This is a genomic window from bacterium (genome assembly GCA_030530825.1).
Taxonomy (GTDB): Bacteria; Patescibacteriota; Saccharimonadia; order Saccharimonadales; family Saccharimonadaceae; genus Nanogingivalis.
The window spans coordinates 356,589-378,044 of record JAUMUF010000001.1; the positions used below are offsets into that span (position 1 = coordinate 356,589).

Sequence of the window (21,456 nt, forward strand, 5' to 3'; positions counted from 1 at the left end):
CTTTATTCCTTGTGGATACCGTATTTGCTATTAAGATTAATGTCTGGATGAAATTCAAGGCTGATAGGCTCACTTATCACATTATGTCTCAGCAGTAATTGCGCGATATGCTGAGTAGTACGAACCGACAACGGATAATTGTCTGGGCCGTTAAATTTAGGAACATTGACTGTGATACTTCTATCTCCCCTATTGTATTTCTCAAGTAAATCATTCAGCCAGTCTCGACTAATTTGCTGAGCGACTCTTCCGTTTACTCTCGCTGGATTTACTGGTCTAAATGTAGTCGAACTCAACGGTTTAGACTCAAAAAACATAACCATAACAATAATCGGAAGGATATTAACGATCGCTCTGTGCTCGTGTATAATTTCAGCCCAACCAAAAATTGCAACGATGAATATATTTAAGAATATAATTCCCGTAACTTGCGTATTTCCAATTTTACCAGAGCCAACTCTAGCGCATAGTATAATCTCAAATAATATAATCAAAATTGAATTAAAAAGCAACTTAACCATAAGTAACCTATTGGGGTTGCGTTTTTCCATTATAGATTTAATAGAAAACAATATACCCATCAGTAAGAATAGTCCAGCCAACAGATTAACCCCAGAGAAAACACCAGCGAGAATCTTTATAGATCGCTTTATCTCTGTTAATAAATTTATATTATTAAAGTCTCCAGCCCTGCCTCCAGAAGATTCGAAAATTAACGAAACAACAAATAAAAATATAATAGCCAAATTGATCCAATTGTGTTTGATTACTTCTATATACGTTTGTTTTTTTCTTTTGATGATATCGATAAACAAACTTAAAACAGCCCAGCCCAAAAGTATAACACTAGTAAATAAATTAGAGAATACTCCAAGATATACCAACAATATTAGCCATCCCCAATATTTATTGGCCTTCGATAAGTCATTTCTTTCGTAAATCATCAGCACTATAACTATATCGAGCATCGCCGGTAGTGTGTAAAAATAAAACAATATATGATTATCGAGTGCAAAAACTGAAAGATTATTGGTGGCACTCGTTTTAAAAATCAATAAATTCAATATAGTTAAAATAGTAGCAAGAAATCCCGCTTCTAATATTTTTAATGAAAAACGCTTCACCAGAAATCTATAAATAAATGTAGAAAATGCGGCAATAAAGAGAGAAATAACTATACTATGACCAACAACTAAAGAGTCGAGATAATCTCCAATAAATGGCTTTAGCGCCCAATTAGATAAATCAGCAACAAAAGAGTTAGCAACCTCAGGAAGAACTCTAGAAGGATTCCATTTGCCAAATTCAGGATACAGACCTCTAGTCACATTATTATGGGTCCATTCATCCATTTCGAAAACAGAAAGCGGACTAATTTGAGTAAAAAACACAAAAAAGAAACCAAAAACCACAAAAAAGAATATAACTATAGGCTTCATACTAGAGGTGTGTAGATTCGTAACAGATTTCATATAATAAGTATACCATGAAATTAAAATTTATTCCCCCAAAATTCTCACAATTTCGCCGATTTCGGACAGGATTTTTTGCCTGCCGACAATTTTGGAGAGAATCCTTGGCTCGCTCGAAACTAAAAGTCGTAAGAATTTAATATGCGAAGCATCATATCGCCCCTGTTGACGCTCCACAAAAGCCTTTTCGAAATTATCAAAATCATATCGCGCATCCGCTCGAAGGCGCTCACCCATCACATCGCTCTCAAAATTTAAACTCTCGCCACGCGCCACCGCCAGATTGAGAGAGACCCAAGCACAAATCAGGCTCTCATCAATTTCAAAGTCGTCCAGTGCCACGAAAACTGTCCGCAAAATTTCAAAAAACTCCACCGAATCAACCATTTCGCTCGCTCTCCCAACCTGCTTTATTGCCCAATAAGCAGTCTCCGTCCGATCATAGTCACGCACAATTTGAGAAAAAAACTCCTTACTCCGCGCGGAAATCAGCGTTTTTAGGTCGCTTTTTCCGTCCATTACCACAATTTCGTTCACGCTAAAAACTTCAATTCCGCCAGCCATTTTAGACTTTTGCTTTCTAACGCCTTTTACCAAGGCCGCGATACGCCCTTTTGGCGTCAAAAAATTGACGATTTTATCAGCCTCGCCATAATCTGTCCGACGCAAAACTATCGCTAAAGTTTTAATTTGTTTCATTCAAAATTTCCTTCGCCGTCCGCAAAATTTCACCCGGCCTCATTTTACTTTTGTCAAAGATCCGCACAACGCCGTATTCTCGCAAAAGTTCTTCTCCTAAATTTTCTGTCATATCTGAGCAGATCATAACGGGCGTGCGCAAAGTGTCCGCGTAAGTTCTGAGTTCGTTCAAAAAAGCAAACGCCGAGTGCTCGCCAAGCAAAATATCAAGCCAAATTAAATCAGGCGCAAAGTCACCCACCTTCACAATTGCCTGCTCGGCAGAAAAAGCACTCCTAACATCAAAATCACGCGAGAACACATCAGCAAAATACTCCGCCAATATCTCATTATCTTCCACAACCAGTACTTTTGGTCGAGAAACATTATTCGAAAACTTGCTAAATCTCAAACTCACAATAAACTCAATTGCTCCGATTTTAAGAGATCAACATAAAATGTGCTACCATCACGATGTTTAATTACACCCACTTTAGCGCCCATTTTTTTAGCAAAATTTTTAGAGATATAGATACCAAGACCGCTACTTTGCGGGCTAGATCCAGCGCGAGCGACCTCTGCTGAGCCTGATTTTACCGCACGCCAAACTTCTTTCGGCAAAACTTGCCCGTAATCACGCACCGCAATTCGAATGCGGTTTTCTTTTGCGGAAACTGAGATCTCGGTAGTCGATTTTTTGTTCGAAGCCACAAGCGCATTATCCGTAAAATTGAGCAAAATCGATCGAAGTAGGTCGTAATTCGCCAAGATTAAATCTGACTTTTTGGGGCGCTTAAAAGCAATTTTTCTCCCAGAAATCCTGAAAACTCCGTCAACTTCGCGCAAAATATCATCGCAAACTTTACTACAATTTATCGGCTCCATCTCAAAAAGCGCATCTTCAAGCCGAGAAATTTTGGTCAAGTCAGAAACAAGACGGAGCGCACGTTCACTTGTGCTTGAAATCTGCGCAATCATCCGCCGCTTTTGCTCGGGAGAAAATTCCAGTGCGTCATCGCCCAGCGCCAGACTGAGTTGCCTCACGATCGAGAGCGGTGCCTTCATTTCGTGGGCTGCAACCAAAAAATTGGCGTCTCTCGCACCCCAATTTTCAGCAATTTCTCCACTCCATTCCATAACTTAATTTTATCACAAGTCCGCCAAAATCTCAAAATTCACTTTATAAAATTTGCTAAAATCATCAAAATATGTTAAAATTATTTTGAAAAATTCTCAAGGAGGAAATTATGAGAAAGTCCTTTACCGCTCAGCAAATGGTGATTAGTTTTAATCGTGCTTTTACAGATCAAAATCTGCTAAGGATCGCCGATTGGTTTGATTCTTTGAGAGAAAATGAAAAGCAAACTTTTCAAAATTATTGCCAAATGGGCAAAATTGACAGTTTTAATTTTGCTCAGATCGCCAGTCAGGCCAAAAATAACCCAGAGATCCACCCGGAAATCTGGACACAAAATCGATTAATTGAAGAGATCTTCAAATTGGTTGAAAATTTCACAGAGAATCAGATTCCGCAAGCAGAAATTGCGTTAAAATTGCTCAATCTTATCTGGTATAATCGAATGCTGTCCAGCGCAGAAAATGTTTTTTCAGAAAATCTGGAGATTTTTGTAGTAAATTCTGTGTCTATGATGGAGGCCTTTACTCAAAATCTTTTGCGCCTACATTATTTTGATCGCGCACTGGAAATCGCATTTCAATGCTGGGATAATCTCAACTTAGTTTCTGGCGAAAAAATTAACGCCTGGAAAATCCAAATTGCGCTAGATATTATCAAAATTATCCGACTCAAAAAGTCTCTTCCAGACCAAAAAATATCACCAGAAATGCTGGAGATTCTCAGACAAAATCTAAAAGTCGTCTCTAAAGACTATTTCTGGATGAAGCGCTGGGAAAAATTCTCCAGCGCCGCTTAATCTCTCACTTTTGAGAGATTTTCTTTTCATAAACTAATTCAAAACAGTCAATCTCTGATATTTTTTGAGCGAAGATTGTCTTGTGTGTAAATACTTTTCGAATTCGGTTGAATTTTCCGCCAACAAATCCACCGCTGATTGCGCGCGAGAAATTGTCTCGGTATCACCAAGGCTAGCAAACTCTAGTCGCAATTCACCACTTTGCGCTTTACCGTAAATTTCGCCCGGGCCCCTTAACGCGAGATCTTTTTCTGCCAAAGCAAAGCCATCATCAGTCTTTTCAATCTCCAACAGACGCTCAGGTGGCTTGCTCGTCCCGCTCATCACAAGATAACAAAACGCGTCCGCTCCGCCACGCCCCACTCGACCGCGCAACTGATGAAGTTGACTCAAGCCAAATCTGTCGGCATTTTCAATCACCATCACGCTAGCGTTAGGAACATCTACACCAACCTCAATAACAGTAGTAGAAAGTAGAATATCTGATTTTTTTGCGAGAAAATCAGCCATCACTGCGTCCTTTTCTTCTGCGGGCATTTTGCCATGAAGTTGGGCGATTCTCAACCCCGAGAATTCTTTTTTCAATCTTCGAAATTCAGTCTCAATACTTTTAATTTCATCATTCGAAGACTCCCTGATCGCCGGCACGATCACAAACGCTTGGCGACCTTTAGAGATCTCATCCTTAATTTTAGCGACCATAGGTGTGCGCGAAACGGGAGAAATTATCTCGGTCAAAATCGGCTTTCTACCCTTTGGTTTTTCGCGCAAAACAGATACAGACAGATCGCCAAAAAGCGTCAATTGAAGCGATCGCGGAATCGGCGTAGCAGTCATCGCAAGGAGATGTGGCATTTTTTGACGAGACTTTTCAAGCAATTTCTGGCGCTGACTGACGCCAAAACGATGCTGTTCATCAATCACAACAAGACCTAATTTTTTGAACTTGACTTTTTCTTGAATTATGGCGTGCGTCCCAACCAAAATGTTGATTTTTCCCGCTTCCAAATCAGCATAAAGTTGCTTTTTTGAGACGCCTTTTATGGAAGAAGAAAGAAAAGCCACACGTAAATTTTGGCCAAGCAGATTATTGGCAAAATTCTCTGCCAACTGCGAAGCCAAGATCTCAGTAGGCGCAAGAACTGCCACTTGAAAGCCCGCACGAGCCGCATTGAGCGCCGCGAGGATCGCCACCATCGTCTTGCCCGACCCAACATCGCCTTGGAGAAGCCGGTTCATCGGCGTGCCCAATTTCATATCTTGGATAATCTCCCACGATGCCATTCTTTGAGAATTTGTCAAATCGAATTTAAGCAAATCTGTGAACTTCTTGACCGCTTCCAAATCAAACGGAATCTGCCAACCCTCCAACTTCTCGTTGTCCATTTTATTCAATTTCGAAGCAAAGATAATCTCAAAAATCTCCTCAAAGGACAATCTCGCAAGCGCTTTCTCAAAATGTTCGCCGCTCGGCGGAAAATGCGCCCACTCGATCGCTTCGGCACGAGAAATCAAGTTTTCGCGCGACACGATTAGCGCTGGCAGAGTTTCTGGTAAAATCTTCATCATCGGTTTGAGTTCAAGCAGTATTTTTCGAACGACCTCTGTTTTCAATCCCTTAATTTGTCGATAAATCGGAACAATCTCACCCGCCTCGCCCTCAAAATTCTGGCTCGAAGGCAATTCTTCGCGCTTCATTACGCGCGGATTTGTGAGTTGATAACGATTATAGGAGAAAGAAAATTCGCCCGAAAAATAAAATTCATCGCCAGATTTAAGTTGCGCCACGCGATAGGCTTGGTTAAACCACACAGCCTTAATCTTGTCTTTTCCGTCCGCAAGCACCGCCTCAACAACAACCATCCCGCGCCTCACGCGACGACTCGACACCTTCTCGGCGCGCGCCCTGAACAAAACTTTACCAGGTCGAATCTCGCTAAGATTAGTTAGACTCGCAAAATCTTCATGCTTGCGTGGAAAAAACGCCAAAATATCACCAACTGTGCGCAAATTAGCGGCCGCCAATTTTTCAAGCGTTTTGGGACCGACGCCGCGGACTTTTTCAAGAGAAGAGTCGAGATTCATATGTTTATATTTTAACAAAGACTGGCTGGATTGTAAAATATTTTCGAAAAGTCCTCGGCAGAGCCTTGCGGAAAATTCGAAAATATTCCATCAATCCGCCAGTCGGTCAAATTTGACTTTCAATAAATTTTGCGATATAATTTTATTCGAAATGTATAGTCTAAAATCAACAAAAATCCAAACTCCTCTCGGTGAAATGCTCGCGGTTTCGCATGATGAAGCGCTGGTTTTGCTGGAATTTACAGATAACGAAAACATAGAAAAGGATATTTCGCAAGTGGAAGAATTCTTCCAAACAAAAATCGAAGAAGGCGAGAATCTGATTTTGAAACAAATTTCTGCAGAAATCGAGGATTATTTTAAGCATCCGACAACCAATTTTACTACGCCAGTTGAGATGATTGGAACCGACTTTCAAAAGTCAGTTTGGGCGGAACTAAGGAATATTCAATCTGGAAATATAACTTCATACTCAGAGTTGGCGGAAAAACTAGACAATCCCAATGCCGCACGCGCTGTCGGCAACGCCATCAACGCCAACAAACTCTCAATCATCGTGCCGTGCCATCGTGTTTTGACTAAAGATATGGAGATCGGTGGCTATAACAGTGGTGAAAATCGCAAAAACTGGCTTCTCCAGCACGAAATTTTCTAAACTCAAATCTTTTTCAAAAAAATACCGCCCGAAGCATTTCGAGCGGTTTTTATTAGGCGACTTCTGCCCACAACTTTGCGTAATCAGCGTGATTGCCTGTGTCGTGGTAGTTTCCATCAATCTTAACGGCGAAAAACGGCCAACCGTGATCAATTGCTTGCTGGATCATCGGCTGAATCATATTTTCTTCCGCGCTATTGAATCGGCTCGTCTCCTCTTCGACAATCTGCCACATAATCGGGTCAAAGATAAAGCCAGAAACACTCGCCAAATCACTAGGCGCGGCGGCCTTGCCCGGCTTTTCGATTATGGTTGAAACTTCAACCAATTTTCCACCTGTGCCCTCAACAGCACGGCCATCAACGATTCCGTATTGATCATACTCTTTATCCATAATAACTCGCTTAGTCGCAAAAATCGATCCGCCAGTTTTTTCGTGAGCCTCGATCATTTGTTCGATATCATTTTTGCCATCAGTCAAGAACAAATCATCTGGAAACATATATAAGATCCAACGAGCGGTGCCGATTTTTTTCGCCGCAGAATCAAGCGGTGTGGCATTACCGTAAGGGCCAGATTGTAAAATAAATTGCTCATCTGGGATAAACGGAATTTCTTCAACACTTTGGGCGAATTTTTCTTTGCCTTTATCGCGAAGCTCCGCTTCCAACCTTCGAGTATCTTTTTGGAAATAATTCTTAATATCATCCTTTTCATCAGATATCACCAAAAATATATTCTCTAAAATGATCCCCGCTTTGAGCGCTTTATCGATCAAATCGTGAACAGCCGCTTTAGTAAAACCATTGGATGGTACAGGAATTAACTCCTTAGCGATCCGTGAACTCCAAGAACTCTGGCGTGTGCCATTACCCGCACACGGAATTACCATAACAATTTCAGACCGCAAGCCAACTGACGCAGGGCGTTTGACAGAAAAATCAAACCTCGTCGCAGTACTAATTGACATATAATCGTCCTCCTTTTTTATAAAGTGCCAAGGCAGAGATCCACCCAAGGCCTAACAACTATATTATAACATAAAAATCGCCCTTTTGAAAGAGCGATTTTAATTAAGTATTATTGATTTTCTCCGCCGAATTTTTCTCGATCTGGCTCATCGCCATCAAGTTCTGCAACGACTTCTGTTTCAGAGGCTTCGTTTAGCGCGTCAAAGAGACCGTCCTCGATATTGCCCCGAGGCTTTTTCTCTTCAACTTTAGCAGTTTCAACATCAAGTTCAAAGCCAGTCAAGCGAGAGGCGAGTCGCACATTCTGACCGCCACGACCAATTGCAATACTTTGCTGATCTTCTGTAACAAAAATCTTGGCGCGGTTTTTACCCTCAACAATCTCGACTGAAACAACTTCCGCTGGGCTAATTGCTTCTCGGATAAATTCGCTATTATTCTCGCTCCAAACAACGATGTCGATCTTCTCGCGCTCGCCGATTTCGTTCATCACGGAATTAACGCGCATACCGCGACCACCAACAAAGGTTCCGACAGGATCAACGCCATTCATCAGTGATCGAACAGCCATCTTGGTGCGACGACCAGCCTCACGAGCAATCGCCACGATTTCAACCATGCCGGTTTCGAGTTCTGGAACTTCTTGTTCGAATAGAACTTTAACAAAGTTAGCATCTGCTCTAGAAACGATCAATTCTGGCGCACGACCTTCGCGCTCGATATCCTTAATCAATACCTTAACACGCTGACCAACAGAGAAGTATTCACCCATAATCTGCTCGCGTGGAGGCATTACACCAGTTGCTTTACCGAGGTCAATCTTGACAATTGTAGATTCAGGGCGATTGCCACGCGCTGGTAGGCGATCAACCTTAGAAACAGTTCCGCTGACGATTGTGCCAATTTTGTCTTCAAATTCTTCCAACACGATCTCGCGCTCAGCCTCACGAAGGCGTTGAAGAACAACCTGCTTGGCAGTTTGCGCAGCCACGCGACCAAAAGTCTCCACCTTGAATGGGCCTTCTTCAATAAATTCACCAATTTCGATGTCGGCTTGCTTGACGCGGGCATCTTCGAGGGCGATTTCGCTCACTGGGTTGTAGGCTTCTTCGCCGTCGACAACTTCATACTGGACGAAAACTTCCGCTTCACCAGTGTTAATATCAAGCACACCGCGCACATTTTGACCGCGCTCACCGTGCTCGCGTCGCCAAGCAGCAGCAATCGCCATCTCAATAACTTGAAGAACTTTCTCTTCTGGGAGGTTTTTTTCTTCAGCGATAGTTCGCGCTGCGAGAAGCATATGTTTGATATTTAGATCTTCCATAAATTCCTTTCTCTTCTTTACTAAAAATGCCGACCCGCTGGCCGACTTATGTTTTTATTTTAGCACGAATTTTTTACAAAATCAAGCGTTTTTGCGTAAATAAAAGAAGCCGCCCGAAGGAGACTTCTTCTAAATGCTTAAACCTTATTCACCACCGGAATCACAATCGGCGTATGCCCTGTGCTATCAAAGAGTAAGTGCGAAACATCGTCCTTGATTTCCTGCTTGAGATCAGCGATTTCAATCTTACGGTCGGTTTCTTTCTCAGTTTTAACGCGCAAGTAGTGGCGGATCTTGCCGATCAATTCCTCGCTATCTTTGAGATAAACAAAACCGCGCGAGATCACATCTGGAGTCTTGAGCAATCTACCTGTCTTCTTACTTATAGTGAGAACAATGATAAAGATTCCCTCTGTTGAGATATGGAGACGATCCTTAACGACTGCGTCATGAACGGTATTGCCCGTATTATCGTAAAGGATTGAGCCAATTTGAACGCGACCACCTTTGCGGATAGAGCGATCCTTAGTTAACTCAACAATATCGCCAGAGTCCGCTACCAAGATATTCTTGCGAGGTAGGCCGAGGACCTTTTGCGCCATTTCTGCGTTGTGTTGGAGCATATAGAATTCTCCGTGAACTGGTAAGTAATTATTTGGTCGAAGCGTTTCGACAAGTTTAACATGATCGTCGTAGTACGCATGACCAGATAGGTGAAGTGGTCCAATACCGTGATAATGTCCGCGTCCGTGCTGAATCACGCCAGAGCCTTCTCGAATCAAGCCGTCAACGGTCGAAGCCACTCGAGGCTCGTTTCCAGGGATTGGACTCGAAGAAAATACTACAACATCAGTCGCTTTAATCTTAATGAAGCGGTGTGCGCCCGTAGCCATTCTGTTAAGAACAGCGTTAAGTTCTCCTTGCGAGCCGGTACAAACTACCGTCACCTTTTCATCATCCAATTTGACGATATCTTCCATTTTCATAATGACATCTTTTGGAACTTTAATTTTGCGCGCACGAAGAGCAACTTCGATCGCATTAATCATTGAAAATCCAGCAAAGGCAACCTTTCGATTATGCTTGGCGGCTTCTTCGAGAATCAATTGAAGGCGATAAATCTGGCTCGAAAAGCACGAGAAAATCAGGCGCGAGTGCGGATAAGCGTCCATAACTTCGCCAACAGATTCACCAATAGCATACTCACTGTGTGGGTGCGTACCAGGGGTGTCGATGTTGGTGGATTCATTCATCAAAAGATCGATGCCTTCTTTTTGCGCAACTTCGGCGAGGCGAGGCATATCAAACTGTGTGTCGACTGGATCATTTTCGAAGCGCCAGTCGCCCATATGAACAATATTTCCGTTTGGTGTTCGAATAATCATCGCCACGCAACCAGGAATCGAGTGAAGAACATGGACAAATTCCATTGTTAGATGCTCTGAAATTTTAATTTCTTCGTGCTTAAATGGATCAACAACTTGATAATTCGGGCTGACTTCCGCGACAGCCTCTTCCATCTGGCGCTTAATCATACCGATCGTGAAATCAGTCGCATAAATCGGAATATTATTGCCAAATTCTGGCAGAAGTTGCCGCACCGCACCGATGTGGTCAAGGTGGGCGTGGGTAAACGCAACAGCCTTAACTTTGTGCATATTATCTTTGAGATACGTGATGTCGGGCGTCATGAAATTCACACCAGGATAGTCTTCATTAGGGAAAATTGAGCCCATATCGATAACGAGGATTTCATCCTTATACTCAATGGCAAACATATTTTTACCGATGCCAAATTCGCCAAGACCGCCAAGCGGAATCACCTTAACGCTGTCTTCGGCCGGCTTCAATTTTTTAAGAATCGAAGGCGTCAATTGCTCACCGTTAAATCCGTTGAAAAGCGATTTATTGACAGGTATATTCACGATGTGCTGAGTCGCGCGAAGATTGATATCGTTGCTAACCATCCGTTGCGCACGCACAACCGCGCCACGACGAGTGGTTGTTGGCAAATTAACTTTTTGCGCGTCAGATTTCTTGGAATTTTGCTTGGAAGCCTTTTCTTTCATCTTGGAAATTTTAGCCTCTTTTTTAGCCTTCTCCGCCTTTCGAGCGTCAGCGTTTGGGACATATTTTTCGCGATTTTTCATTAAATCTTGCGCCTTTTTTTGTAAATTTTGCCGAGAGCGCGCGGCTTTTTCATTAAAATTATTATTCATAATCTCCTTGTGAAATGCTCTTTCGAAAAAACTTCGGTCAATAAAACAGACTTTCGAATTCAGAACAAGAGTTGATATTTAATGTTTCTATTATATCGAACTTAAGATTTTTTGTCAATAAAAAAGCCCTCTTTCGAAAATATGGCATATCGAGATTGAAGCCTACTACACGAAACATCCGAACAGCCTTGATGCGACAACCGAATTTAAGACTCTCAAAATCAACCACACTGGACACATCCTGATCAATCTGAAATTCCAGAGCAAACATCTTATCGATGCGAGCAAAAATTTCTTCAAAAGAAAACTTAGCCCTAAAAAATATCGACGCAATAAACATCAATAAGGTCCAGGCAGTAAATCCCCATGTCGCATAATTAACAATGACAATCACCGGAAAAGCTATCTTGATAAGCATCTCGAAGAAATTTGAAAGCTTAATCGCAGAATAATAATTTTCTCTATAGTAAAAATTCATTACGCCGTTGATCGAATTATCGTAGAAGTCAACTTCGAAATCCTGATTTTCGCCATAAGCAATAATTTCAACATTACAAATTCCAAAGTCATCATCCTTTCCAACAAGACGAGCGGGATAATTATCGATCCAACAAATCGGAACATCTTGATTAGTACTCAGCATAATCTTCGCGGTATTGCTCTCTTCGTCAAAACTTTCTACGTGATATTCAGCATCCTGAGAACTTGGGAAGCATTTTTTCCAAAAATATCCCGTGAAGATTTTAACTCCAAAAAATGTCAAAATAACTCCCCAAAGCGTCATTTTTAAGCCAAAAGCAAGATACAGACCAGCATTAATGATCGCCGGCAGAAAAACATCAATTATATGAAAAATAATTCTCCATAAATTTCTACGACGATTAATCCATCGATCAGCCAGCTCGAAAGTCGCAAAAACTTTCATAAAATCACCTCTTTCTAAATGTACTGTCAGAATTATAACATATTTTAAGATATGTGTAAAGTTGAAAGCTTAGATTTTTTCTGATAAAATACTATTATGAATCCAGACTTCGAAATTCCAGAAATCAACGGCGATATCTTTGATGATTTCACCAAGAATCTCGCTACTCGCGACAATTCTTCGAGCGAGAAAAAAATCCCAGTCATTATGCTTTCTGGTTTTCTGGGCGCTGGCAAAACCACTTTCTTAAACAATATCTTGCGAGAAAATCAAGATCTAAAAATTGGTGTAATTGTCAACGATTTTGGGCAAATCAACATCGACAATCGACTAGTTTCCGGTGCGTTTAATGAGACGCAAATCGAACTCACCAACGGTTGTGTCTGCTGTATGATTGGCGACAATGGATTGGCGGAACCGCTCAATATTTTAGCCAATGAAACCTCAGAACTGGACGCGATCGTTATCGAGGCAAGTGGTATCGCCGAGCCGTATGATCTGATGAACACACTGAGATATTCTGGCAATAATTTTACTTTTTTTGGCGGTAATATTTACCTGATCGACGCCGTTAATTTTGACTTGGCGAGACAAGACTTTCCATCTCATTTCAAAAAATGCCTCCAAACTGCGGATATTCTTGTCATCAATAAAATAGGATTGACAAATCCAGAAAAGGTGTCGGAAATTCATCAATTTGCGAGAGAATTAAATAATCGCGCACCGATCTTCGAGACATCAGAGGCGCGGATCGATTGGCGGATTATTTTTGCGCCATTTCATAAAAATCTTCACACCGATCATCGTCACCATTGCGATGAAAGTTGTACCCATCATCACCATATTCACCACGATTTTTCTTCGATCTCTTTTGAAAATGCCGCACCGCTCGATCCGCAAAAATTCATCCAATTTTTAGATAATTTACCGCAAAATCTGTTCAGAATGAAAGGCTTTTTGTATTTTGGCATGAAGGGTTACGAGCAAAAATATACACTTCAAATTGTGGGTAAAACTATAAATATCGGCGCGGAAGAATGGGGTGAAGAAACGCCAAAAACTGAGCTCGTCCTAATTGGTGCCGGGATGCGAGAAGAGGAAGTTCAAAACACTATCCAAAACCTAATCGACACTACACCAGAAGATATCAGCCCCGAGAATATGATGAATTTCGAGAGGTTTTTCCAAAAAAAATCGAACCAATAATAGGTTCGATTTTTTGTTTTTGTAAGGCCCTACCGCAAGAGCTCGGCTTCAACGCCCTGCTTTTCTCTAGCGATAAGGTCAATTCGCCCAGCAATCTCCCGCTCGCCCATTTCGATTGAACGCTTCAGACTTGGATCGGATTTTTTATCTTTGAAAAATTCCACAAACTCCGCCAGATGCTTCTCGGTACGCAAAATTGCCCCAGCATAACGCGGAAAGTCAGAATAACTCTTGTCACCGTCAAAAATCTGGCACAATTGCGCCCAATTTTCACGCATCCAAGCCCAAGTCTGCTCGCGCGAAGTCTGGTTGCGCAAGAGTTGAACAAACCATCCCACAATATCCTGTGGTCGCACAACTTGTGGATTGGTCAAATTTTTAAGCAAAATTTCAACCGTTTTAGGGTTCTTGGTTGAAGTAATTCCAGCCAAAATATCATTTCGAAAATCTACATCTGCTGTATTTTTATAGAGATTTAGTAGGTTCGAAATCAATTCTGGAGTTTCCCAATAGCGCACTTTGGCAGAAATAATTATCGGTCGAATCTCAGCATCAATTTTACTAATATTAGTCGCGTTTTCATCAAAAATCTGATCAGCTCGAGCCAGAGCATCCGCATTTTCCGCATAGATCATCTGCCCCAAAATCGTCGGGCGAAGTTCCGTCTGTTCTTCTGTCTCGTTTTCTTTCTTTTCAAAGCCTAAAATTTTGAAAAGTCCGCGCGCCAGTTCTTCGCAAAATTGCTTCATTTTAGCCTCAGCAGGCGAGCCTTCATCCAAGAAAATCCTGATATCCCCGAGTAAAATCGTCATCATATCCCACACATTAAGCGAAGTTTCATCTCGGTAAAATCGCAAAGTTTTGAGCAAATCAGCACTCGAAACCGCACCACCGCGAGCCAAAAGCGACCGCTCTTGGAGAATCTGAAGGCGCGAAATCGTATCGAGGTTTTTAATCTGAGTGAGCAATTTTTCGAAGAGTTCTGAAGAGTAATTGGAAATAAAATGCGAGATATTCCCCTCATTAAGTTGAACAAAATCACCGCTAAATTCAGACTCCAATTTCTCGGTATCCATAATTTCGGGCAAATTATCCTGATTAGAGCGCAGAAGAATTGGCCAAATTTTGCCCGTATCTTGACCTTCACCCACAAAAAACTGCTTTTGATGAAGGCACAATTTTTCGCCCTTTTCCTCCGCTAAAATGCTCGGATAACCGCTCCTGAGAATCCACGCGTTCATAAATTCCGCCACATTTTTACCAGAACTTTCGCTCAAACAATCCCAAAGATTTTGGCCAACCGTATTTTGGTACTTAAAATTCTTAAAATAACTTCGAAGTCCATCTCGAAACGCCTTGTCGCCAACAAAATTTCTGAGCATATTCATCAATCGAGCACCCTTGGCATACACAATCGCTCCATCAAAAATTGTTGAGATCTCATCTGGCTGATGAACTGGAACATGAACCGCCTGAACGCCGTCAATCGCATCGCGCCGCAAGGAAAGAATTGCCTCATTTACGGCAAATTCTTCCCAGATACTCCACTCAGGCTTGATATTGTCGACCGCAAAATATTCCATCATCGTCGCAAAACTCTCATTGAGCCAAAGTTCGTCCCACCATTTCATAGTAACGAGATTGCCGAACCACTGATGGGCAGTTTCATGAGCGATAACTAATGCCACATATTTTTTGCTTGAAATTGAAGAATTTTTCCCCGCTAACATCGCTGTTTCACGATAAGTAATCAGTCCCCAGTTCTCCATTGCACCACTGCTAAAATCCGGCAAAGCAATATGGTCACACTTTGAAAGCGGGAATTTCTCGTCAAAATATTCTTCGTAAAATTCAAGAACTTTAGTGGCAATCTCTAGCGGAAAATCAAGAAGTTCCGGACTCTGAGCACGCGTCGCCCAGACATTAACCTGAACGCCAGATTTAGTCCGAGCAGACTTTTTTTGAAGATCGCCAATCGCAAACGCCAAAAGATAAGTGCTCATTTTTGGAGTTTTTTCAAAAGTCAACGTTTTGCAATTGTCGTCTTCTACCCGATAAATTTCTGAAGTGTTAGCAAGAACTTCAACTCCACGCGGAGTCTTTAGCGTTAAATCAAACGTTGCCTTAGCCTCAGGCTCGTCAATACAAGGAAAGACCTCACGAGCATGATGACTCTCAAATTGCGTAGCGAAGAGTTCTTTTTTCTCGCCATTTTCCTTATAATAACAAGGGTAAAGACCATGCATCGCATCTGTGATCTTACCGCTGAATTTAATTTTTATTCTCAAAGTCTCTTCTAGAGAGAAAGTCTTATCGCCAGCCAGAATCGCCAATTCATCATTTTCTCGAAATTCGAATTTAAGATTCTCACCCTCAAATTCAACACTCAAAACGTCCAAATCTTTAGCGTGGAGTACAATCTCACGATCGTTTTTGGCCCGCCCAGAAACTTCAACTTCTCCGTCAAAAATCCTTTTTTTTCCCTTTGTCAAGTCCAAAAAAATCTTATAATTTTCTGGATTAAAATTCTCAAATAATCTGTTTACGCTCATCTTTCTCCTTTTTTATATTTTAACAAATTTCAGCCCAAAAATCAAAATCCTTGCGTTTATCTGCAGAAAATGCTATAATATTCTCAATGAAAAAAGTAGCAAAAAAAGTCGGCAAAAAACTCGCCGACGACAACGCCAAAGGCGCGCAGATCAGTATGATCGAAGAACTTTTCTTTGATCTTTATCCCAACCGATGGGAAATATATAAAGTAAACTTTTTCCGCGGGATATCATTCGGATTTGGTTCAGCAATTGGTGCAACAGTTCTGGTGTTTGCGGCAATTTGGCTCTTAAACCTATTCGTCAACATTCCTGGTGGTATAGGGGATTTTGTCCAAGCCGTAATCAATGCAATGAACTCAAGAGTAAAATAAATAGCGATATATGTCGCTATTTATTTTTATGGTGTAACATCTGCTGGACCAGGATAAGTTTTAGATTCAGTATACCCTAACTCATCAGTAACTTCAATTAATACTTTTTGAGAAGATGAAGAAAAATTGAAATCAACCGAAAATTCTGAAGAACTTGGTGTTGCTACAACAGATCCGTCAACTTTTATCGTAATTGTTTTAATGTTAGACTTACCCCTAATAACTTGACCAGATATCCTATAAGAATTGCTTGATCCGTGCCTACTGTAACTTACGCTCGAAACTTGCGGTTTAGAATCGGAGCAAGAATGTACATCATCTTCCGCATTAGGATCGTAACCATCCGGCGCAGAAAGTGTCTTTTTCTTAGTTAGAGGATCTGTAATTTCCGCAACAGTTATCTTAACTCGGGTCGATTCTGGAGTACATTCTGTTGCTTTCTTCTTAGAAACGCTGTCAAATTCCATTTCGATAGAATTATAGTTTGATTTAGCCTTACTCCACCAAGATGGACAAATGTCATTTCTGCCACCAATCGAGCAATTTTGAATTCCACTAGGGCGAACCACTTTATCCCCAGCCTTCCACTTTCCGTTAGCAGCGTAAAGATTATGGTGAACTGCCGTCATATAGTCATGCATAACTCTTCGCACGGTGTCATTTCTCGATGTTCGAAGCGCAGACCCATCATGATTTCCACTCCATACACCGGTCGCCACAGCAGAAGAGTAACTCATCATCCAAGAATCTTTAGCACGCCCTTTACTGTCGTCGGTAGTTCCGGTTTTAGCCGCTGTCCATACATTAGGTATAGCGAAGCCAAAACTTCGAGCCTGAGCGCCAAAAACCATCGAGCGAGCATTAGCGTCTGATAAAATATCACTCACCATATAAGCGGCTTGCGGATCGATTGCCTGTTTAGGAGAGTCTTTCCATTCTTTTAGTTTTTCTCCAGATGAATTTTTAACCTCAAGAATATAACTTACAGGTTTATAAACTCCTCCTCGCCCCAAAGACGCAAACGCATTAGTGTGCTCATCTTGCCTGACGGAACATCCACCACCAATCGCCGCAGAAAGACCGGCTTCAGCATTTCCTGCACAGTAGGAAACATCACCAAGTTCTCTTGCGGTAGCAATACCTTCCTTAGGTCCAACAATTGCCAAAGATTTTACGGCAGCAATATTGAGCGAGTTACCAAGACTTTGCCTAATAGTGACATCTCCATAGAACCTTCCCGTAAAGTTACGCAGTTGACATTGACTAGAGTTTCCGCCACAATAAAGTCTGTCAATGTTTTCATCACGAAGAATAGTTCCTGGTGTGTAAACTGCATCTTGCTTGTTGAAAAGAGGCGCATAGTCAACTATAGGCTTAATACTCGATCCTGGGTCGAGAGTAGAAGTTGCCGCATTAGTCTGACCATATCCTGCTTTATGATAGTCTACTGATCCAACTTGAGCAATAACCTGACCAGTCGCAAGATCAACTGAGGTCAACGCAATATTATCAGCGCCCGTCAAATACAAAGTACCAGCACCACTAGCCACGGCAGATTCGGCAAAACTCTGGGCTTTCGAATCAAGAGTGGTCTTAACCGTTAAACCTCCCGCACGAATCACCTTAACACCGAATTCTTCTTCGAGTTTCTTCTTAACTTCTAAGACAAAATGTGGCGCCTTGATATCTTTATACTGGTCTGTTTCTGGCTGAATGGAATCCAAGATCGCCACCTTTTTAGCCTCGTCAGCCTGAGCACGGGTAGCATACCCCATATCAACCATATCATCCAAAACTTTATGCTGACGCTCAATCAAAGATTTATTAAATTGAGTGTTGTATGGGTTATAGACGGCTGGATTATTAGGGATAGCAGCAAGAAGCGCAGCCTCCGCCAAAGTCAAATCTTTAGCAGACTTCTTGAAATAGGTCTGAGCACCAGATTCAATACCGTTTCTGCGTCCGCCGTATGGAGACTCGTTAAGATAAAGTGCGATAATCTGGTCTTTGCTATACATTCGCTCAACCTCAATCGCGAGAATCATCTCTTTAATTTTTCGAGGAATACCCTTCAAGCCTCGCTCTGCTGCTTCATCAGCGAAGAAAACTTGCTTAACCAACTGTTGAGTCAAAGTTGATCCACCCTGAGTTGCGCCACCCTTAAAGTTATTAATAGTTGCACGCAAAATCGCCGTCAAATCAATACCTTTATGCTTGTAAAACTCGCGATCCTCAATCGCCACTGTGGCCTTCTTTGCCCAGTCAGAAATCTCGGATCCCTCAACAACCAACTTATAATCACCAGTACCTTTATCTTCCCAAAGGAGTTCGCCATTTCTGTCGTAGTATTTAGAAACGGTAGTTTGAACGCGCTTTGAAAGTTCAGACGGACGGATCTGATTGAGATCCTTTTGATAATACAAGAAAAGTCCACCAACAAGAAGAACCAACAAAATCACAGAAATAGCCGCAAATTTCAAGAAGAAAAACAGCCCCCTTTTCGAAAAGATAAACTTAAAAACTCGCTTAGGATGAAGCCGATAAAAAAATCTCTTCACCGGATTTTTAGGCAAACTCGCCAAATACTCCGCACGCTTTCTCGCCGCAGCGTCTTTTTTAGAACGCCTTTGGTGTGCAAGATTAGCATACAAACTAAGGTTGCTATCTGATTTTTTATTACTTCGAAGCGGTTTTTTCAACTTCGAGTTTAACTTCTCCTTGGTTTTCTTCAACTTTTCCGTCATACTGCTTATAATTATAATTTATTTCGAAAAAAATTTCAAGAAATTCGAACAAATTATGCTTAAAAATTCAAGTAAAATATGGTAAAATAGTCTTAATAAAAGGAGAAAAAATGAAACTATCAGAAGAACTAAAATGGCGTGGATTTTGGAATCAAACCACTTTTACAGATGAGAGCGTTATAGACAATACCAATTTTACACTTTATCTCGGCACTGATCCTAGTGCGGACAGCCTTCATGTTGGGCATTTGGCAGTCTATATGATGGTTCGAAGATTCCTCGATCGGGGTCATAAAGTCGTTCTGCTCGTCGGTGGCGGTACCGGCGTAATTGGTGATATGCGCGACACCGAAGAGCGTGAATTATTGGCGCTCGAAGAAATTTCGAAGAACACATTGGCGCTCTCCAATCAAGTTTCAAAATTATTCTCCAGCAAAGATTTTACGCTCGTAAATAACCACGACTGGCTAAAAGATCTCCAACTTTTACCTTTCCTTCGCGATGTAGGCAAGAAGTTTAATATGGCGGAACTTACCTCTCGCGATTTCTTCAAATCACGCATTAAAAATGGTGGTGGTTTGAGTTTTGCGGAATTTTCTTACACGCTACTTCAAGGCTATGATTTTCTTCACCTTAATCGAAATCTTGGCGTTAATCTTCAGATTGGCGGTAGCGATCAATGGGGCAACTTGCTTTCTGGTGTAGAACTCATACGCAAATCTGACGGAAAAGAAGTCTACGCGATGACCGCCCCACTCGTGGTCAATAAATCCACTGGCCGAAAATTTGGCAAATCCGAGGGTGGCGCCGTTTGGCTCGACGAGTCCAAAACCAGCGCTTATAAGTTCTACCAGTTCTGGCTTAACTCAGACGACGCCGGCGCAATCGACTACCTAAAACTCTTCACAACACTTTCAAAAGAAGAAATTGAAGACATCCAAGCCCGCCATACAGCCGAACCACACCTCAGGATCGCCCAAAAAACTCTTGCGCACGAAGTCACCACGCTCATTCACGGCGCCGACCGTGCTCTGGAGGTCGAAAAAGCCACCGAAATATTGTTTGGTCGGGGCGATTTTGAACAGATTTCGCCAGAAGTTATCGAAATCTTGACGCAAGAAATTCCAGTCGCAAGTGACACACAATCCGTAATTTCGGCACTAACTTCAACAAATACAGCAAAATCAGCAGGCGAGGCTCGCCGATTGATTTCCGGCAACGCCATATCAGTTAATGGCATCAAAATCACCGAAGATCAGCAAATCGCAACGACCTCACTCATCAAAAAAGGTAAAAACACTTTTGTTTTGGTAAAAATTTAAGGAGAGATTATGAGGAAAAACGAGAAAATCATCAAGGGCAGCGAGAAAAACCCAAAAAATAACGCCGAACAAAACAAAGCCGCAAAAATCCTCTACGGAATTACAGCAATTTGCGCACTTCTTGCGTACATTTTTAGCGTAATTAACGGCAAGCCAAATCTAATCTGGTTTATGATTTTCGTAATCTATGGTATAACTTTGCCAGCCACGCTCAAAAACAAGCAAAAATAACAAAATCTCCCGTATTCCGACGGGAGATTTTCATTTCGAGAATTAGTCTTTCTTTTCGACTTTTTTCTTGAGGTTTTCGACAGTGTTTAGAGCGCGTTTTTGAAGTTTTTCGCCCTCAAGTTTAGCCTTTTCTGTGACTTCGCCAACTTTTTTATCTGCGTCTTTTTTGAAAACATTGAATTTTTCTTTTGCTTCTGCGCCGAATTTTTCAACATTTTTTCCTGCTTCGTCCAATTTTACCTTGGCGTCGTCAGCAAATTCTTTACCCTTCTTTTTCAAATCTTGTCGGGTTTCTTTACCGGATTTTGGCGCTGTTAAAATTCCCGCAATTGCGCCGACAGCCGCACCAAGCACTAATCCAAGACCAAATTTACCTTTTTTACTCATTTTTTTCTCCTTTTTTCTTTAAATTTTTGAAAATGTCGATCATCGCTTTTCCAATAATTATGGGCGATGAAATCTGTGCTATATTCTGGACCACATTATCCACGCCGTTGGAAATATTTCGAAAGTTTTCCGCAACATCGCCAATTTGTTTGCTTACCCTGATAATCAGGATAAAAGTAACGATGCCAAGCGCGATAAAGATCGCCAGAAAAATAGATAGAATTACGACTAAGATCTCCGCAGCCGAACTCATCTTTCTCCTTTAATTTATTTTATAGTTTTTATTTTGATTTTTGCAAATCAATAACTGCATTATAGCACAAAATAATTCTTATGTCAATAGGTTTTAGGCTAAAAATAAAATCGCCCATATA

Annotated in this window: 19 protein-coding genes; 6 read left to right on the forward strand and 13 right to left on the reverse strand. The window is 41.6% G+C overall.

The window, feature by feature from the left end:
* Positions 1-2 precede the first annotated feature (2 nt).
* Genes Q4A21_01945 through Q4A21_01960 form a run of 4 tightly spaced genes read right to left on the reverse strand, consistent with a single transcriptional unit; the run spans position 3 to position 3,287 of the window.
* On the reverse strand, positions 3-1,472 hold the full coding sequence (locus Q4A21_01945; protein ID MDO4902299.1) for a hypothetical protein: 1,470 nt from the start codon (positions 1,470-1,472) through the stop codon (positions 3-5).
* Positions 1,473-1,499: 27 nt separating this feature from the next.
* Positions 1,500-2,171, reverse strand: coding sequence for a DNA repair protein RecO (recO, locus tag Q4A21_01950; GenBank protein ID MDO4902300.1), 672 nt, complete (start codon positions 2,169-2,171; stop codon positions 1,500-1,502).
* The gene (locus Q4A21_01955; GenBank protein MDO4902301.1) at positions 2,158-2,568 is read right to left on the reverse strand and encodes a response regulator; all 411 of its coding nucleotides are present in this window, start codon (positions 2,566-2,568) and stop codon (positions 2,158-2,160) included. Before Q4A21_01955 ends, recO begins: the two co-directional genes overlap by 14 nt.
* The gene (locus Q4A21_01960) at positions 2,565-3,287 is read right to left on the reverse strand and encodes a HAMP domain-containing sensor histidine kinase (GenBank protein MDO4902302.1); all 723 of its coding nucleotides are present in this window, start codon (positions 3,285-3,287) and stop codon (positions 2,565-2,567) included. The genes Q4A21_01955 and Q4A21_01960 overlap by 4 nt, the downstream gene beginning before the upstream one ends.
* 110 nt (positions 3,288-3,397) lie before the next feature.
* Here Q4A21_01960 and Q4A21_01965 point away from each other — a divergent pair, with 110 nt between their 5' ends.
* On the forward strand, positions 3,398-4,084 hold the full coding sequence (locus Q4A21_01965; protein MDO4902303.1) for a hypothetical protein: 687 nt from the start codon (positions 3,398-3,400) through the stop codon (positions 4,082-4,084).
* Between the two features lie 33 nt (positions 4,085-4,117).
* Here Q4A21_01965 and recG read toward each other — a convergent pair whose 3' ends face one another.
* A complete protein-coding gene (gene recG, locus Q4A21_01970; protein ID MDO4902304.1) occupies positions 4,118-6,169 on the reverse strand; it encodes an ATP-dependent DNA helicase RecG in 2,052 nt (683 codons plus the stop codon).
* A gap of 151 nt (positions 6,170-6,320) precedes the next feature.
* Here recG and Q4A21_01975 point away from each other — a divergent pair, with 151 nt between their 5' ends.
* Complete coding sequence (locus Q4A21_01975; GenBank protein ID MDO4902305.1) at positions 6,321-6,824, forward strand: methylated-DNA--[protein]-cysteine S-methyltransferase; 504 nt, start codon at positions 6,321-6,323, stop codon at positions 6,822-6,824.
* A gap of 52 nt (positions 6,825-6,876) precedes the next feature.
* On the opposite strand, the gene Q4A21_01980 is transcribed toward Q4A21_01975, so the two are convergent.
* The 4 genes from Q4A21_01980 to Q4A21_01995 all read right to left on the reverse strand — a co-directional run bounded on the left by Q4A21_01980 (position 6,877) and on the right by Q4A21_01995 (position 12,266).
* Positions 6,877-7,794 (reverse strand): sugar phosphate nucleotidyltransferase, encoded by a 918-nt coding sequence (locus Q4A21_01980; protein MDO4902306.1) that lies wholly within the window; start codon positions 7,792-7,794, stop codon positions 6,877-6,879.
* A gap of 110 nt (positions 7,795-7,904) precedes the next feature.
* Positions 7,905-9,122: a transcription termination factor NusA gene (gene nusA, locus Q4A21_01985; GenBank protein ID MDO4902307.1), complete on the reverse strand. Its 1,218-nt coding sequence runs from the start codon at positions 9,120-9,122 to the stop codon at positions 7,905-7,907.
* A 137-nt stretch (positions 9,123-9,259) separates the two neighbouring features.
* Positions 9,260-11,341: a ribonuclease J gene (locus Q4A21_01990; protein MDO4902308.1), complete on the reverse strand. Its 2,082-nt coding sequence runs from the start codon at positions 11,339-11,341 to the stop codon at positions 9,260-9,262.
* Positions 11,342-11,378: 37 nt separating this feature from the next.
* Entirely contained in the window at positions 11,379-12,266 is an 888-nt protein-coding gene (locus Q4A21_01995) for a hypothetical protein (protein MDO4902309.1), read from the reverse strand.
* A gap of 96 nt (positions 12,267-12,362) precedes the next feature.
* On the opposite strand from Q4A21_01995, the gene Q4A21_02000 reads away from it, so the two are divergent.
* Entirely contained in the window at positions 12,363-13,472 is a 1,110-nt protein-coding gene (locus Q4A21_02000; GenBank protein MDO4902310.1) for a GTP-binding protein, read from the forward strand.
* Between the two features lie 29 nt (positions 13,473-13,501).
* Here the strand turns inward: Q4A21_02000 and Q4A21_02005 are convergent, their stop codons facing one another.
* On the reverse strand, positions 13,502-16,024 hold the full coding sequence (locus tag Q4A21_02005; GenBank protein ID MDO4902311.1) for a M1 family metallopeptidase: 2,523 nt from the start codon (positions 16,022-16,024) through the stop codon (positions 13,502-13,504).
* Positions 16,025-16,110: 86 nt separating this feature from the next.
* Here Q4A21_02005 and Q4A21_02010 point away from each other — a divergent pair, with 86 nt between their 5' ends.
* Positions 16,111-16,398 carry a DUF5665 domain-containing protein gene (locus Q4A21_02010; protein ID MDO4902312.1) on the forward strand — a complete coding sequence of 96 codons (288 nt, stop codon included), beginning with the start codon at positions 16,111-16,113 and terminating at the stop codon, positions 16,396-16,398.
* Between the two features lie 26 nt (positions 16,399-16,424).
* Here Q4A21_02010 and Q4A21_02015 read toward each other — a convergent pair whose 3' ends face one another.
* Positions 16,425-19,142, reverse strand: coding sequence for a transglycosylase domain-containing protein (locus tag Q4A21_02015; GenBank protein ID MDO4902313.1), 2,718 nt, complete (start codon positions 19,140-19,142; stop codon positions 16,425-16,427).
* 110 nt (positions 19,143-19,252) lie between these two features.
* On the opposite strand from Q4A21_02015, the gene tyrS reads away from it, so the two are divergent.
* Entirely contained in the window at positions 19,253-20,464 is a 1,212-nt protein-coding gene (tyrS, locus tag Q4A21_02020) for a tyrosine--tRNA ligase (protein ID MDO4902314.1), read from the forward strand.
* 9 nt (positions 20,465-20,473) lie between these two features.
* Complete coding sequence (locus Q4A21_02025; protein ID MDO4902315.1) at positions 20,474-20,695, forward strand: hypothetical protein; 222 nt, start codon at positions 20,474-20,476, stop codon at positions 20,693-20,695.
* A 42-nt stretch (positions 20,696-20,737) separates the two neighbouring features.
* Here Q4A21_02025 and Q4A21_02030 read toward each other — a convergent pair whose 3' ends face one another.
* Positions 20,738-21,082, reverse strand: a complete 345-nt coding sequence (locus Q4A21_02030) for a YtxH domain-containing protein (protein MDO4902316.1) — start codon at positions 21,080-21,082, stop codon at positions 20,738-20,740.
* Positions 21,075-21,335, reverse strand: a complete 261-nt coding sequence (locus Q4A21_02035) for a hypothetical protein (GenBank protein MDO4902317.1) — start codon at positions 21,333-21,335, stop codon at positions 21,075-21,077. Before Q4A21_02035 ends, Q4A21_02030 begins: the two co-directional genes overlap by 8 nt.
* Between the last annotated feature and the right edge of the window lie 121 nt (positions 21,336-21,456).

Excerpts from the sequence above, each read along its gene's own strand:
- nusA (MDO4902307.1), bottom strand. The coding sequence starts at position 9,122 with ATGGAAGATCTAAATATCAAACATATGCTTCTCGCAGCGCGAACTATC.
- Q4A21_01990 (MDO4902308.1), bottom strand. The coding sequence starts at position 11,341 with ATGAATAATAATTTTAATGAAAAAGCCGCGCGCTCTCGGCAAAATTTA.
- Q4A21_02005 (MDO4902311.1), bottom strand. The coding sequence starts at position 16,024 with ATGAGCGTAAACAGATTATTTGAGAATTTTAATCCAGAAAATTATAAG.
- Q4A21_01975 (MDO4902305.1), top strand. The coding sequence starts at position 6,321 with ATGTATAGTCTAAAATCAACAAAAATCCAAACTCCTCTCGGTGAAATG.
- tyrS (MDO4902314.1), top strand. The coding sequence starts at position 19,253 with ATGAAACTATCAGAAGAACTAAAATGGCGTGGATTTTGGAATCAAACC.
- recG (MDO4902304.1), bottom strand. The coding sequence starts at position 6,169 with ATGAATCTCGACTCTTCTCTTGAAAAAGTCCGCGGCGTCGGTCCCAAA.
- Q4A21_01980 (MDO4902306.1), bottom strand. The coding sequence starts at position 7,794 with ATGTCAATTAGTACTGCGACGAGGTTTGATTTTTCTGTCAAACGCCCT.
- Q4A21_02025 (MDO4902315.1), top strand. The coding sequence starts at position 20,474 with ATGAGGAAAAACGAGAAAATCATCAAGGGCAGCGAGAAAAACCCAAAA.
- Q4A21_01960 (MDO4902302.1), bottom strand. The coding sequence starts at position 3,287 with ATGGAATGGAGTGGAGAAATTGCTGAAAATTGGGGTGCGAGAGACGCC.
- recO (MDO4902300.1), bottom strand. The coding sequence starts at position 2,171 with ATGAAACAAATTAAAACTTTAGCGATAGTTTTGCGTCGGACAGATTAT.
- Q4A21_01995 (MDO4902309.1), bottom strand. The coding sequence starts at position 12,266 with ATGAAAGTTTTTGCGACTTTCGAGCTGGCTGATCGATGGATTAATCGT.
- Q4A21_02015 (MDO4902313.1), bottom strand. The coding sequence starts at position 19,142 with ATGACGGAAAAGTTGAAGAAAACCAAGGAGAAGTTAAACTCGAAGTTG.
- Q4A21_02010 (MDO4902312.1), top strand. The coding sequence starts at position 16,111 with ATGAAAAAAGTAGCAAAAAAAGTCGGCAAAAAACTCGCCGACGACAAC.
- Q4A21_02030 (MDO4902316.1), bottom strand. The coding sequence starts at position 21,082 with ATGAGTAAAAAAGGTAAATTTGGTCTTGGATTAGTGCTTGGTGCGGCT.
- Q4A21_02035 (MDO4902317.1), bottom strand. The coding sequence starts at position 21,335 with ATGAGTTCGGCTGCGGAGATCTTAGTCGTAATTCTATCTATTTTTCTG.
- Q4A21_02000 (MDO4902310.1), top strand. The coding sequence starts at position 12,363 with ATGAATCCAGACTTCGAAATTCCAGAAATCAACGGCGATATCTTTGAT.
- Q4A21_01945 (MDO4902299.1), bottom strand. The coding sequence starts at position 1,472 with ATGAAATCTGTTACGAATCTACACACCTCTAGTATGAAGCCTATAGTT.
- Q4A21_01965 (MDO4902303.1), top strand. The coding sequence starts at position 3,398 with ATGAGAAAGTCCTTTACCGCTCAGCAAATGGTGATTAGTTTTAATCGT.